The sequence below is a fragment of the Pseudomonas sp. Choline-02u-1 genome (assembly GCF_002836515.1).
GTDB lineage: Bacteria > Pseudomonadota > Gammaproteobacteria > Pseudomonadales > Pseudomonadaceae > Aquipseudomonas.
Window position 1 is genome coordinate 23,880 of sequence record NZ_PJBC01000059.1, and the last position, 14,013, is coordinate 37,892.

The window sequence follows — 14,013 nt, forward strand, 5'->3', positions numbered from 1 at the left end:
TTTTTGCCATGGGAGCCAACTGACATGGAGCGTCTGACACGCATTCTGGCCGCAATCACCCGTTGGGGGCTGGGCCTGTGCGCGTTGGTTCTGGTGTTGATGGCGTTGTACGTCAGCCTCGGCCGCGAGCTGACGCCACTGGTGGCCGAATACCGCGCCGACATCGAAGACAAGGCCAGCGCCGCCCTCGGCATGCCCTTGCAGATCGGTGAGCTTGAGGGTAACTGGAGCGGTTTTGCGCCGATCCTGCTGGCCCATGACGTTATGGTCGGCGATGGCGCCAACGCACTGCGCCTGGATCGTGTTCGGGTCGTCCCGGATCTATGGGCCAGTGTGCTCGCCCGCGAGGTGCGCCTCGCACATATCGAACTCAACGGATTGAAGATCAGCCTCAAGGAAGCCGAAGACGGTACCTGGGCGCTGGAAGGCCTGCCGGTGCAGAAGGATCAACCGTTCGACGCGCCGCAACTGTTCCAGCGCTCGCAGATGATAAAGCAACTGTCGGTGCTCGATAGCCAGGTCACCCTGCAACCGCTTGATCACCCGCCCATGACGCTCACTTATGTCGGCCTCAATCTGCGCACCGGCGCCAGTCGCCAGCGTCTCGATGCGCGTCTGACCCTGCCCGATGGCCAGCCTGTCGCGTTGAGCCTGCGTACCCGGCTGCGACCTGATCAATGGCAGAACAGCAACATCGACGGTTACGCCAGCCTGCCGCAGAGCGACTGGTCGAAATGGCTGCCCGAGCGCCTGACCCAGCAATGGAATTTTTCCGAGATCAAGGCCGGCGGCGAACTCTGGGTCGACTGGGCCGAAGGCGCATTGCAGAGCGCCGCGTTGCGCCTGAATGCACCGCAAGTCACGGGCGCCTACGCCGAGCGCGAGCCGATCCAGATCAACAATCTGGCGCTGAACGCCTACTACCGCAACAGTGCCGAGGGTGCGCGTGTCACCCTTGATTCGCTGGCAATGAGCTTTGGCGAAACCCGCTGGGAATCGCGTGTACAGGTGCAACAAAGCCGGGCCAGCGCCAACGCCGGAGAGCTCTGGCATCTACAGGCCGATCGCCTTGATCTGACGCCGATCACACCGCTGCTCAACGCGCTGGGGCCACTGCCGCAGAGTTTCGCCACTGTGGTTGAGCGTTTGAAGGTCACCGGCGGCCTGCGCAACGTCCTGCTGGATTTCCGGCCGACGGCTACCGATGGCAGTAAATTCGGCTTTGCCGCCAATCTCGATAACGTCGGTTTCGACGCGTATCACGGCGCTCCGGCGGCGCGAAATGTCAGCGGCAGCCTCAGCGGCAATCTCGACGGCGGCGAGTTGCGCCTGGACAGCAAGGATTTTGTCCTGCACCTCGATCCGATCTTCGCCAAGCCGTGGCAATACCTGCAGGCCAATGCGAGGTTGACCTGGAAGCTCGACAAGGACGGTTTCACCCTCATTGCGCCGTACCTGAAAGTGCTGGGCGAGGAGGGCAAGATTGCCGGCGATTTCCTCATTCGCCTGCACTTCGACCACAGCCAGGAAGACTACATGGACCTGCGTGTCGGCCTGGTCGATGGCGACGGTCGCTACACCGCGAAATACCTGCCGGCGGTGTTGAGCCCGGCGCTGGATGAGTGGTTGCGCACCGCGATCCTCAAAGGCGCGGTGGATCAGGGATTCTTCCAGTATCAGGGCTCGCTGAGCAAAAACGCCGGCGAGGCTGACCGCAGCATCAGCCTTTTCTTCAAGGTACATGACGCCGAACTGGCGTTTCAGCCAGGCTGGCCGCATGTGAGCAAAGTCAGTGGTGATGTGTTCATCGAAGACAGCGGCGTGCGTATCTGGGCCAGCAAAGGCCAATTGCTCGATACGCAAGTCAGCGATGTCTTCGTCAATATTCCTCACGTACCGGCCGGGCAGAACAGCCATCTGTTGCTCGATGGCGCGTTTGCCGGTGGCCTGGGCGATGGTTTGAAGATTCTTCAGGACGCGCCGATCGGCACTGGCGAAACGTTTGCCGGTTGGGAGGGCGCTGGTGATCTCAACGGCAAGCTCAAACTGGACATTCCGCTGGCCAAGGGTGAACAGCCGAAAATCCTCGTCGATTTCAAAACGGCCAATGCGCGGCTGAAACTGGCCGAACCCAAGCTGGAACTGAGCCAGCTCAAGGGCGATTTCCGCTTCGACAGTAACAAGGGCCTCAGCGGCCAGAACATTACTGCGCGAGCCTTCGACAAGCCGGTCACTGCGCAGATCTTCGCTGATGGCAGCCCCAATCAGATCAAGACTCGGGTGGCTGCGTCGGGTCAGGTCGAAGTCAAAAAGCTCACCGACTGGCTGGGCGTCACCCAACCGCTGCCAGTATCGGGGACGATTCCGTATCAGTTGCAACTTAATCTTTCCGGGGCCGACAGCCAGTTGATGGTCAGCTCCAGCCTCAAGGGTGTCGCGGTGGATCTGCCGGCGCCGTTCGGCATGGCCGCCGATGTCGGGCGGGACACCGTGTTCCGCATGACCTTGCAAGGCCAGGAGCGGCGTTACTGGGTCAATTACGATCAACTGGCCAATTTCACCTTTGCCGCGCCTCCGAGCGATTTCGCCGATGGCCGTGGCGAGCTGTTTCTCGGCGCCGGCGAAGCGGTGTTGCCGGGGGCCAAGGGCCTGCGGATTCGCGGGGTGCTGTCTGAACTGGACGTCGCGCCATGGCAGGATCTGGCCAGCAAGTACGCCGGGCAGGATCCGGGCGGCAGCGCCAGGCAATTGCTCAGTAGCGCTGATATCAAAGTCGGCAAGCTGACGGCATTCGGCACCACGCTGGATCAGGCCTCGGTGCAGATCAATCGCAAGCCCGGCGCATGGAGTCTGGCCCTCGACAGCCAGCAAGCCAAGGGCAGCGCCAGCCTGCCGGACGCCAAGGGCGTGCCGATCGCGGTGAATCTTCAGTACGTGAAACTGCCGGCGCCGGACCCGACGGTGCAGGCTGACGAGAACGCGCCGGATCCGCTGGCATCGGTCGATCCGACGAAAATACCGGCGCTGGATATCACCCTCAACCAGTTGTTTCTGGGCCCCGATCTGGTCGGGGGCTGGTCGCTGAAAGTACGGCCGACCGCCAAGGGCATCGCCCTGAATAACCTCGACATGGGGCTCAAGGGAATCCTCCTGCAAGGCAACGGTGGCTGGGAAGGCGCGCCGGGCGCGACCAGCAGTTGGTACAAAGGTCGGGTCGGCGGCAAGAATCTGGCTGACGTGCTCAAAGGTTGGGGCTTCGCGCCGAGCGTGACCAGCGAAGAATTCCACATGGATGTCGACGGCCGTTGGCCGGGCTCGCCGGCGTGGCTGGCGACCAAGCGCTTCTCCGGCACCCTCGATGCGTCGCTGAACAAGGGCCAGTTCGTTGAAGTGGAAGGCGGTGCTCAGGCGCTGCGAGTGTTCGGCCTGCTCAACTTCAACTCGATCGGCCGGCGTCTGCGCCTGGACTTCTCCGACCTGTTCGGCAAAGGCTTGAGCTACGACCGGGTCAAAGGGCTGCTGGTGGCCACCAACGGGGTGTATGTGACCCGTGAGCCGATTCGCCTGACCGGGCCTTCGAGCAACCTTGAGCTGGACGGCACGCTGGATCTGGTGGGTGACAAGGTCGATGCGAAATTGCTGGTGACGCTGCCGGTGACCAACAACCTGCCGATCGCCGCGCTGCTCGTCGGCGCACCGGCGGTCGGCGGCGCGCTGTTCCTCATCGACAAGCTGATCGGTGACCGCGTGGCGCGCTTTGCCAGCGTGAAGTACACCGTCAAAGGCCCATGGAAAGAGCCGAAAATCACCTTCGACAAGCCTTTTTAACTAACAGACACTACTCCTGTAGGAGCTGCCGCAGGCTGCGATCTTTTGATCTGGCTCTTAAAAAAAATCAAAAGATCGCAGCCTGCGGCAGCTCCAGCACAGTCTTATGCAAATCCCGAGGAGCGGCCATGTCTTTAGCAGTGATTCAAATGGTCAGCCAGAGCGACGTGCTGGCCAATCTGGCTCAGGCCCGGCGCCTGCTTGAACAGGCTGCGGCCGGCGGCGCGAAGCTGGCGGTGCTGCCAGAGAACTTCGCTGCGATGGGCCGTCGCGATGTCGCCGACATCGGTCGCGCGGAAGCGTTAGGGGAAGGACCGATCCTGCCCTGGTTGAAACAGACCGCCCGCGACCTCACCTTATGGATAGTTGCCGGTACATTACCGTTGCCACCGCTGGGTCAACCCACGGCCAAAGCCCATGCCTGCTCGCTGTTGATCAATGAACACGGTGAGATCGTCGCGCGCTACGACAAGCTGCATCTGTTCGATGTTGATGTTGCCGACAATCGCGGCCGGTATCGTGAATCCGATGACTATGCTTATGGCAGTGGCGTGGTGGTGGCGGACACACCGGTGGGCCGTGTCGGTCTGACCGTGTGTTACGACTTGCGCTTTCCCGAGCTTTACAGCGAATTGCGCGCCGCCGGTGCCGAGTTGATTACTGCACCGTCGGCGTTTACTGCCGTGACCGGCGCCGCGCATTGGGATGTGCTCATCCGTGCACGAGCCATCGAGACACAATGTTATGTGCTGGCGGCGGCGCAGGGCGGCAGCCATCCAGGGCCGCGCGAGACCTTCGGGCATGCGGCGATTGTCGACCCGTGGGGGCGTGTGCTGGCCCAGAAGGATCAAGGCGAGGCGGTGTTGTTGGCCGCCCGCGACAGCGATGAACAGGCGTCCATCCGGGCGCGCATGCCGGTGACGCGTCATCGGCGGTTTTTCTCGCAGGGCGCCCAGCGGCCTGCTTCAGAACACGAATTTAAGGCGTAAACCTATGAGCGAGTTGTTGTCCTCAGTCAGTGATCACCTGTTGGCACCCGGCGGTGTCACGATCGAGAGCCTGCAAGATGTGCTCGGCGATCTGGCCGGGCCGGGCATCGATGCCGCCGACCTGTATTTCCAGGGCCAGATTTCCGAGTCATGGTCGCTGGAAGACGGCATCGTCAAGGAAGGCAGCTTCAACCTCGATCAAGGCGTCGGCGTGCGCGCACAGTCCGGTGAGAAAACCGGTTTTGCCTACAGCAACGCGATCACCCTCGAAGCCCTCGGCGCAGCGGCCCGCGCCGCGCGCTCGATCTCCCGCGCCGGGCAGAATGGCACGGTGCAGGCGTTCAGCACTCAGGATGTCGCGCAACTGTACGCTCCGGACAATCCGCTGGAAGTGCTCAGTCGCGCCGAGAAGGTCGAGCTGCTCAAGCGTATCGACGTGGCTACGCGCGCGCTCGATCCGCGTATCCAGCAGGTCAGCGTGAGCATGGCCGGGGTCTGGGAGCGGATTCTGGTGGCGTCCACTGATGGTGGCCTGGCCGCCGATGTGCGGCCGCTGGTGCGCTTCAACGTCAGCGTCATCGTTGAGCAGAATGGCCGTCGCGAGCGCGGCGGGCATGGCGGTGGCGGGCGTACCGACTACCGCTATTTCCTCGCCGAGGACCGCGCCATGGGCTATGCCCGTGAGGCGCTGCGTCAGGCACTGGTCAATCTGGAAGCGATTCCGGCGCCGGCCGGGACCCTGCCGGTGGTGTTGGGCTCGGGGTGGTCTGGCGTGCTGCTGCACGAAGCGGTAGGGCATGGTCTGGAAGGCGATTTCAACCGCAAGGGCAGTTCTGCCTACAGCGGGCGCATGGGCGAAATGGTTGCCTCGAAACTCTGCACCATCGTCGACGACGGTACTTTGAGCGGCCGCCGCGGATCGCTGAGTGTCGACGACGAAGGCACACCGACCGAGTGCACCACGCTGATCGAAAACGGCGTGCTCAAGGGTTACATGCAAGACAAGCTCAACGCGCGCCTGATGGGCGTGGCGCGCACCGGTAACGGTCGCCGCGAATCCTATGCGCATCTGCCGATGCCGCGGATGACCAACACCTACATGCTCGGCGGCGAAAGCGATCCGGCGGAAATCATCGCTTCGGTGAAAAAAGGCATCTACTGCGCCAACCTCGGCGGCGGTCAGGTCGATATCACCAGCGGCAAGTTCGTGTTCTCCACCAGCGAGGCGTACTTGATCGAGGACGGCAAGATCACTGCGCCAGTCAAAGGCGCGACGTTGATCGGCAACGGCCCCGAGGCGATGAGCCGGGTGTCGATGGTCGGTAACGATCTGGCGCTGGACAGCGGTGTGGGCACATGCGGCAAGGATGGGCAGTCGGTGCCGGTGGGTGTCGGCCAGCCAACGCTGAAAATCGATGCGATCACCGTGGGTGGCACGGGCGCATAAGAAGAGGGGGGCTGTCGGGTGGCGCGCAGAACGGCCACCCGGTGGCGATTATCAACGCAGGCCGCGTTGAGTCTCGTCCAGCTCCCGAATGTACTTGAAGATCTTGCGGCTCGAAGCAGGCGGTTTGTTTTGCGCAACCTCGTGCTGGGCCTGACGGATCAGGGAACGCAATTGCTGGCGATCGGCGTCGGGGTACTCGATGACGAATTTCTCCAGCACGGCGTCATCGCCCGCGATCAGGCGGTCACGCCAGCGTTCCAGATTATGGAAACGCTCGTTGTACTGGCGAGTGGAGGCATCGAGTTGATCGAGCAAAATCAGAATCGCGTCAGTGTCCTGGTCGCGCATCAGCTTGCCGATGAACTGCAGATGCCGTTTGCGCGCGATGTTCGCGGTGTGCTTGGGCGCATCGGCCAGTGCCCGGCGCAGAGCGTCGGTCAAGGGCAGTTTGGCGACCAGATCAGGCTTGAGTGTGGTCAGGCGCTCGCCGAGGTCAACCAGCGCATGCAACTCGCGTTTGACCTGAGATTTGCTTTTTTCTCCCGTATCGAGGGAGTCGTCGTAAGAATCAACCATGGTGGCAGTCCGCAAAGAAACGCCGCCATGATAACCAGTCGGGGGCCGCTTGTCCGGCCCGGTCGCTCGATGGCCCCAGCCGAAAGCAGAATTTGAGTGGAGATGAGCATGAGTGCAGTTCAAAGCGTCGGCCCGCAGGCATTGCCGGCACTGCAAGAACAGGTCGAGCAGATCATCGCCGAAGCCAAGCGTCAGGGCGCCAGCGCCTGCGAAGTCGCGGTGTCGCTGGAGCAGGGTTTGTCGACGTCGGTGCGCCAGCGTGAAGTCGAAACGGTCGAGTTCAACCGTGATCAGGGCTTTGGCATCACCTTGTACGTCGGCCAGCGCAAGGGCTCGGCCAGCACCTCGGCGACCGGGCCGGAGGCGATTCGTGAAACCGTCGCGGCGGCACTGGCCATCGCCAAACACACTTCCGAGGACGAAGCCTCGGGTCTGGCCGATGCGGCGTTGATGGCCAAGGATGTGCAGGATTTCGACCTGTTCCATGAATGGGACATAACCCCGGAGCAAGCCATCGAGAAAGCCTTGCTCTGCGAGGCAGCGGCGTTTGACGCCGATGCGCGGATCAAGAACGCCGACGGCACCACCCTCAGCACCCATCAGGGCTGCCGCGTGTACGGCAACAGCCACGGCTTCATCGGTGGTTACGCTTCGACCCGGCACAGCCTGAGTTGCGTAATGATCGCCGAAGCCGACGGCCAGATGCAGCGTGATTACTGGTACGACGTCAATCGCCAGGGCAGTCTGCTCGCCGATCCGGTGAGCATCGGCCAGCGTGCCGCGCAACGTGCAGCCAGCCGTCTGGGTGCGCGTCCGGTGCCGACCTGCGAGGTGCCGGTGCTGTTTTCCGCTGAGCTGGCGGGCGGTCTGTTCGGCAGCTTCCTCTCGGCGGTGTCGGGTGGCAGTTTGTATCGCAAATCGTCGTTTCTCGAAGGCACGCTGGGCCAGAAGCTGTTCCCGGAATGGCTGACTATCGATGAGCGTCCGCATCTGATGCGCGCGATGGGCAGTGCATCCTACGACGGTGACGGCCTGGCCACTTACGCGAAACCGTTCGTCGAAAAGGGCGAGTTGGTCTCGTACATCCTCGGCACCTATTCAGGCCGTAAACTGGGCATGCCGAGCACTGCCAACGCGGGTGGCGTGCACAACCTGTTCGTCACCCATGGCGATGAAGACCAGGCGGCGCTGTTGAAACGCATGGGCCGGGGTCTGCTGGTTACCGAGCTGATGGGCCATGGTCTGAACATGGTCACCGGCGACTATTCGCGTGGCGCGGCGGGTTTCTGGATCGAGAATGGCGAGATCCAGTTCGCTGTGCAGGAAGTGACCATCGCCGGCAACATGCGCGACATGTTCAAGCAGATCGTTGCCGTCGGTAATGATCTGGAGCTGCGCAGCAACATTCGCACCGGGTCGGTGTTGATCGAGCGGATGACTGTCGCGGGCAGCTAAGCCCGCAGCCGTTACAAAAAGGCGCGCCATCCACCCGGATGTCGCGCCTTTTTCATGCCGGACAAAAAACCCGCTGTGGGAGCGGGGTTGCTCGCGAATATGGTCTTTCAATCACAACATCTCTGGCTGACACAGCGCATTGGTGAGCAAGCCCGTTTGCCCACAAAGGCAACTCTTGTTTTGGTTCTCATTATCATCTAATAATGAATCTCATCTCCGAACGAGTCCCGGATCATGAGTTCTGCCTTGCACGAGCAGCCCTACCTCGAAAGCTGGCGCTGGATGAGCCGCCAGATCCGTTGCGCGCTGGATCCTGACGAACCGCGCTTGATCGAACATTACCTCGCTGAAGGACGCTATCTGTCCTGTTGCACGGCCACTTCGCCCTGGACCGTCGCCCAAACATCTTTCCGTCTGTTGCTCGATACCGCCACTGATATCGCGTTGCCGTGGCACTGGCGCAGTGTCTGTCTCGATCAAGCCTGGCGCCCATTGCGTGAGATGGAGCGCCTGGCGCTGTGCCAATGCCGCTTGCGGCGCTGGCAACGCTACACCTGGCAGCTCGCCGCTTGCGAGTTGCAACCGTCGATTCCTCTCATTGATTTGCTGCAAGGACACTCCAATGACCAAGACACGTATTGAGCGCGACAGCATGGGCGAACTGCAGGTGCCGATCGACGCGCTCTATGGCGCGCAGACCCAGCGCGCCGTTGACAACTTCCCGATCAGCGGCAAACCGATGCCGACGCAATTCATCCGCGCGCTGATCCTCGCCAAAGCCGCCGCTGCCCGGGCCAACGTTGAGCTGAACCAGATCAGCGCGGCACAGGGCAAAGCCATCAGCGATGCCGCGCAAGGTCTGCTCGAAGGCGATTTCATGCAGCATTTCCCGGTGGATATTTTCCAGACCGGGTCCGGCACCAGCTCGAACATGAACGCCAACGAAGTCATCGCCACGCTGGCCAGCCGCATGCTCGGCGAGTCGGTCAACGCCAACGATCACGTCAACTGCGGGCAAAGCAGCAACGACATCATTCCGACCACCATCCACGTCAGCGCCGCGCTGGCGCTGCATGAACAACTGCTGCCGGCGCTATTGCATCTGGTACAGGTCATCGAGCGCAAGGCCGGTCAGGTGCATCATCATGTGAAGACCGGGCGCACCCATCTGATGGACGCGATGCCGGTGCGCATGAGCCAGGTGCTCAACGGCTGGGCGCAGCAGCTCAAGGCCAATATCGGGCATCTGCAGGATCTGCTGCCAAGCCTGCAAGCGCTGGCGCAGGGAGGCACCGCAGTCGGCACCGGGATCAATGCGCATCCGGAATTCGCCGCGCGATTCAGTCGGCACCTGAGCCAACTGACTGACGTTCAGTTCACCCCCGGCAAGGATCTGTTCGCGCTGATCGGCTCGCAGGACACCGCCGTCGCCGTCTCCGGCCAACTCAAGGCCACCGCCGTGTCGCTGATGAAAATCGCTAACGACCTGCGCTGGATGAACTCCGGGCCGCTGGCCGGTCTTGGCGAGATTGAACTGCAAGCGCTGCAACCGGGTTCGTCGATCATGCCCGGCAAGGTCAACCCGGTGATCCCGGAAGCCACCGCGATGGTCGCCGCGCAAGTGATCGGCAACGACTCGGTGATCACCGTCGCCGGGCAATCCGGCAATTTCGAACTGAACGTGATGCTGCCGATCATCGCGCAGAACCTGCTGAGCAGCATCGAGCTGCTGGCCAACGCCAGTCGCCTTTTAGGTGACAAGGCAGTCGCTACTTTCAAGGTCAACGAATCGCGTTTGCAAGAAGCACTGGCGCGCAATCCGATTCTGGTCACCGCGCTCAACCCCATCATCGGTTACCAGAAAGCCGCCGAAATCGCCAAGCAGGCCTACAAGGAAGGCCGTGCGGTGATCGACGTCGCGCTGGAACACACCGATCTGTCACGCAGCCAACTGCAAGAGCTGCTCAATCCCGAGAAACTCACCGCTGGCGGCGTGTAAACCCCGCAACCGTTTTGGAGGCTCACCATGGAGCACTGGAAACGCACGATCGAACGGGCCAATCGCTGCTTCATGCTGGGCGAATTGATCGACGCCCGCGAGGCTTACCTGCAAGCCCTGGCGCTGGCGCAAGTGTTGTTCGAGCGCTGGGCGGACGCCGACGAAGCGGTGGCGGCGTGTGTCGTCTCTCATCACAACCTCGCCGACCTGCATCTGCGCCTGAACCAACCGGAGGAGAGCGCCGAATATCTTTGCGCCATCCACCAGCGACTGTTGCAGACCATGCAGGACGAACGCTTGCGTCCAGCCCTGCGTGAAGCGGCGTTGCGCCAGAGCAGTAAGACCTATGTCGAGCTGTTGAATTTCATCAGCGAGCACGGCGAGTACCCACGCACCCAGCGTCTGCTGCGCCCGGATACCGGCATTGCCCGCCGCGCCACAGTCACCCATCAGCATGGAGTCCATTGAAATGGCTTTTACCTTGCCTGCCTTGCCTTACGCCTACGATGCTCTCGAGCCGCACATCGATGCGCAGACCATGGAGATCCATTACACCAAGCATCACCAGACCTACATCAACAACCTCAACGCTGCCGTGCAAGGCACAGAATTCGCCGAGTGGCCGGTGGAAAAACTCGTCGCCAGCGTTCAGCAACTGCCGGAAAACCTTCGCGCGGCGGTGATCAATCAGGGCGGCGGCCATGCCAATCACTCGCTGTTCTGGGAAGTGATGGTGCCCAACGGTGGCGGCAAGCCTGACGGCGAGCTGGCCAGGGCCATCGACGAACAACTGGGCGGACTCGAGCGTTTCAAGGAAGCGTTCACCAAGGCCGCGCTGACCCGGTTCGGCAGCGGCTGGGCCTGGCTCAGCGTGACTGCGCAGAAAAAGCTCATCGTGGAAAGCAGCGGCAACCAGGACAGCCCGTTGATGCACGGCAACACACCAATCCTTGGCCTCGACGTCTGGGAGCACGCCTACTACCTGCGCTACCAGAACCGTCGCCCGGAATACATCAACGCGTTCTATAACGTGATCAACTGGCCGGAAGTCGCTGCGCGCTATCAAGCCGCACTGGTCTAAGCCTGCAATAAAAACGATCAGGGCCGAATATGGGCACGGAAACACTGGCGATTGGCAGCGGGCGCATGTTTCGTTACGCGGCGGGTTCGCTGTTGCTGTTGGCGGGAATGAGTTTGCTGGTTGCCCACGGTTTGCACTGGCTGAATCTGGAACCACGGCTGTTGCGGGCGCTGCAGGGCGGTGCCATCTGCGCCTTGGGCACGGCGCTGGGCGCGGTGCCGGTGCTGGTGATCCGCCGCATGCCGCAAGCACTCAGCGACACCTTGCTGGGATTTGGTGCCGGAGTGATGCTGGCGGCGACGGCATTTTCGTTGATCGTGCCGGGCATTGCGGCAGCTGAGAGTCTTGGCCTGACGCCGTGGGCTGCCAGTAGTCTGATCTGCTTCGGCATCCTGTTTGGCGCGTTCGGCCTGTATCTGGTGGATCGCAGGGTGTCCGGTGCCTCGCCGGAGATGCTCGTCGGCACGCCGGAACATCCGGTGATTCCACCACGAATCTGGCTGTTCGTTTTCGCCATCATTGCGCACAACATACCGGAAGGCATGGCGGTTGGCGTGTCTGCAGGTGGCGGGATGGCGGATGCCGACAGCCTGGCGATGGGCATCGCCTTGCAGGATGTGCCGGAGGGTCTGGTGATTGCGCTGGTGCTGGCCGGCGCAGGAATGTCACGGGTCAGGGCGTTTCTGATCGGCGCGGCGTCGGGGGTGGTGGAACCGGTATTTGCGCTGTTATGTGCGTGGCTGGTGAGTCTGGCCCAGGTGTTGTTGCCTTTGGGATTGGCGCTGGCTGCGGGGGCAATGTTGCTGGTGGTGACTCACGAGGTGATTCCCGAGTCGCGTAGGCATGGCCATGACAAGCTGGCCAGTCTTGGCTTGTTGATCGGGTTTTGTCTGATGATGGCGATGGACACGGCGCTGGGTTAAGAAGGTCAAAAGATCGCAGCCTTCGGCAGCGCCTGCATCTGGAATGTGCCTCCCTGCAGGCGCTGCCGCAGGCTGCGATTTTTTGATGTTCGGCGGTCAGCCGCCTTCGTCGAAGTAGTTGTTGATCAGCTCCACCAAGGCGTCCATGGCCTCTTCAGCCTGTGCGCCTTCGGTGCTCAAGTGGATTTTGGTGCCTTTGCCCGCTGCAAGCATCATCATTGCCATGATGCTTTTACCGTCCACTGTGGTCTCGGGCGTGCGACCCACTCTTATCGTCGTCTCGGGAAACTTGCCGGCCACGCCGACAAATTTGGCCGATGCCCGGGCGTGCAGACCCAGCTTGTTGATGATTTCGATTTCACGAGCAGGCATCGCGATGTGAGTCCTTTAGGTGAGGTCGCGGTGGCGAACCTGGACGTTCTTGAGGGTTTTCTGCAGGGCCTGGCCCAGGCGTTCGGTCAGGTAGACGGAGCGGTGGTGTCCGCCGGTGCAGCCAATGGCAATGGTGACGTAGGCGCGATTGCTGGCGGCGAAACGTGGCAGCCACTTGTTCAGGTAAGCGAAGATGTCCTGATACATTTCTTCGACATCCGGCTGCTGCGCCAGGTACTCGGCCACCGGTGCATCGAGGCCGGATTGCGCGCGCAGCTCCGGTTTCCAGTACGGATTGGGCAGGCAACGCACATCGAACACCAGGTCGGCGTCGACCGGCATGCCACGTTTGAAGCCGAACGATTCAACCAGAAACGCAGTGCCGGGCTCCGGCTGATTCAACAGCCGTAACTTGAGCGTGTCGCGCAGTTGATACAGATTCAGGCTGGTGGTGTTGATTTTCAGGTCGGCCAGATCGGCGATCGGGCCGAGCAGGGCGGTTTCATCGTGGATGGCTTCGGCCAGTGAGCGATTGGCATTGCTCAGCGGGTGACGACGACGGGTCTCGGAAAAACGCTTGAGCAGGGTTTCTTCGTCGGCGTCCAGATACAGCACATCGCACTTGATATGCTTGGCGCGGACGTCTTCGAGCAGTTCGGGGAAGCGTGACAGATGGCTCGGCAGGTTGCGCGCATCGATCGACACGGCCACCAGCGGCTGCGCCAGCTCGGTATGGATCAACGCCCGCTCGGCCAGTTCCGGCAGCAAACCGGCCGGCAGGTTGTCGATGCAGTAGTAGCCGTTGTCCTCAAGGACGTTCAGGGCGGTACTTTTACCCGATCCCGAACGGCCACTGACGATGATCAAACGCATGATTAGTGCCCGTTCTGCTCGTCCAGTACAACCTGGTACAAGGCTTCGTTGCTCGCGGCGCTGCGCAGCTTTTCGCGCACTTCCTTGCGATCAAGCATGCTCGCGATCTGGCGCAACAACTCCAGATGCGCGTCGGTCGCGGCCTCCGGGACCAGCAGCACGAACAGCAGGTCAACCGGGGCGCCGTCGATGGCGTCGAAATCGATTGGAGCTTCAAGGTGCAGCAGCGCACTGACTGGCGCCGTGCAGCCCTTGAGGCGGCAGTGGGGAATGGCGATGCCGTTACCAAAACCGGTGGAGCCGAGTTTTTCACGGGCGATCAACGCCTCGAAAACATCCTGCATCGCCAGATCCGGCACTTCGCGGTGGATCAGGTTGGCAATTTGTTCGAGGGCTTTTTTCTTGCTGCCGCCCGGCGCGTTCACCTGGGAACGGCCGGGGGTCAGGATGGTTTCAAGTCGGATCATGGG

13 protein-coding genes are annotated in these 14,013 nt (G+C 61.7%); 9 read left to right on the forward strand and 4 right to left on the reverse strand.

Features of this window, described 5'->3' with window-relative positions; genetic code table 11:
* Positions 1 to 24: 24 nt before the first annotated feature.
* From CXF97_RS15405 to tldD, 3 genes are all read left to right on the forward strand, one after another.
* Positions 25 to 3,828 carry a YhdP family protein gene (locus CXF97_RS15405; RefSeq protein ID WP_101159233.1) on the forward strand — a complete coding sequence of 1,268 codons (3,804 nt, stop codon included), beginning with the start codon at positions 25 to 27 and terminating at the stop codon, positions 3,826 to 3,828.
* Positions 3,829 to 3,956: 128 nt separating this feature from the next.
* Positions 3,957 to 4,817 (forward strand): carbon-nitrogen hydrolase family protein, encoded by an 861-nt coding sequence (locus tag CXF97_RS15410; protein WP_101159234.1) that lies wholly within the window; start codon positions 3,957 to 3,959, stop codon positions 4,815 to 4,817.
* 4 nt (positions 4,818 to 4,821) lie between these two features.
* Positions 4,822 to 6,264, forward strand: coding sequence for a metalloprotease TldD (gene tldD, locus CXF97_RS15415; RefSeq protein WP_101159235.1), 1,443 nt, complete (start codon positions 4,822 to 4,824; stop codon positions 6,262 to 6,264).
* Positions 6,265 to 6,315: 51 nt separating this feature from the next.
* Here the strand turns inward: tldD and yjgA are convergent, their stop codons facing one another.
* The gene (gene yjgA / locus CXF97_RS15420; protein ID WP_101159236.1) at positions 6,316 to 6,840 is read right to left on the reverse strand and encodes a ribosome biogenesis factor YjgA; all 525 of its coding nucleotides are present in this window, start codon (positions 6,838 to 6,840) and stop codon (positions 6,316 to 6,318) included.
* 102 nt (positions 6,841 to 6,942) lie between these two features.
* Between yjgA and pmbA the strand changes: the two genes are divergently transcribed.
* The 6 genes from pmbA (at position 6,943) to CXF97_RS15450 (ending at position 12,298) form a co-directional block, all read left to right on the forward strand.
* Positions 6,943 to 8,295 carry a metalloprotease PmbA gene (gene pmbA / locus CXF97_RS15425; protein ID WP_178081199.1) on the forward strand — a complete coding sequence of 451 codons (1,353 nt, stop codon included), beginning with the start codon at positions 6,943 to 6,945 and terminating at the stop codon, positions 8,293 to 8,295.
* Between the two features lie 234 nt (positions 8,296 to 8,529).
* Entirely contained in the window at positions 8,530 to 8,937 is a 408-nt protein-coding gene (locus tag CXF97_RS15430; protein WP_101159238.1) for a FagA protein, read from the forward strand.
* Positions 8,918 to 10,294 (forward strand): aspartate ammonia-lyase, encoded by a 1,377-nt coding sequence (locus tag CXF97_RS15435; RefSeq protein WP_101159239.1) that lies wholly within the window; start codon positions 8,918 to 8,920, stop codon positions 10,292 to 10,294. The genes CXF97_RS15430 and CXF97_RS15435 overlap by 20 nt, the downstream gene beginning before the upstream one ends.
* 27 nt (positions 10,295 to 10,321) lie before the next feature.
* Positions 10,322 to 10,762: a hypothetical protein gene (locus tag CXF97_RS15440; protein WP_101159240.1), complete on the forward strand. Its 441-nt coding sequence runs from the start codon at positions 10,322 to 10,324 to the stop codon at positions 10,760 to 10,762.
* Between the two features lies 1 nt (position 10,763).
* Positions 10,764 to 11,375 carry a superoxide dismutase gene (locus tag CXF97_RS15445; protein ID WP_101159241.1) on the forward strand — a complete coding sequence of 204 codons (612 nt, stop codon included), beginning with the start codon at positions 10,764 to 10,766 and terminating at the stop codon, positions 11,373 to 11,375.
* A 29-nt stretch (positions 11,376 to 11,404) separates the two neighbouring features.
* Positions 11,405 to 12,298, forward strand: coding sequence for a ZIP family metal transporter (locus tag CXF97_RS15450; RefSeq protein ID WP_101159242.1), 894 nt, complete (start codon positions 11,405 to 11,407; stop codon positions 12,296 to 12,298).
* Positions 12,299 to 12,394: 96 nt separating this feature from the next.
* Here CXF97_RS15450 and CXF97_RS15455 read toward each other — a convergent pair whose 3' ends face one another.
* Genes CXF97_RS15455 through ptsN form a run of 3 tightly spaced genes read right to left on the reverse strand, consistent with a single transcriptional unit; the run spans position 12,395 to position 14,010 of the window.
* A complete protein-coding gene (locus CXF97_RS15455; RefSeq protein WP_101159243.1) occupies positions 12,395 to 12,670 on the reverse strand; it encodes an HPr family phosphocarrier protein in 276 nt (91 codons plus the stop codon).
* A 15-nt stretch (positions 12,671 to 12,685) separates the two neighbouring features.
* On the reverse strand, positions 12,686 to 13,543 hold the full coding sequence (gene rapZ / locus CXF97_RS15460; RefSeq protein ID WP_101159244.1) for an RNase adapter RapZ: 858 nt from the start codon (positions 13,541 to 13,543) through the stop codon (positions 12,686 to 12,688).
* A gap of 2 nt (positions 13,544 to 13,545) precedes the next feature.
* Entirely contained in the window at positions 13,546 to 14,010 is a 465-nt protein-coding gene (gene ptsN, locus CXF97_RS15465) for a PTS IIA-like nitrogen regulatory protein PtsN (RefSeq protein WP_039759380.1), read from the reverse strand.
* Positions 14,011 to 14,013: the final 3 nt, after the last annotated feature.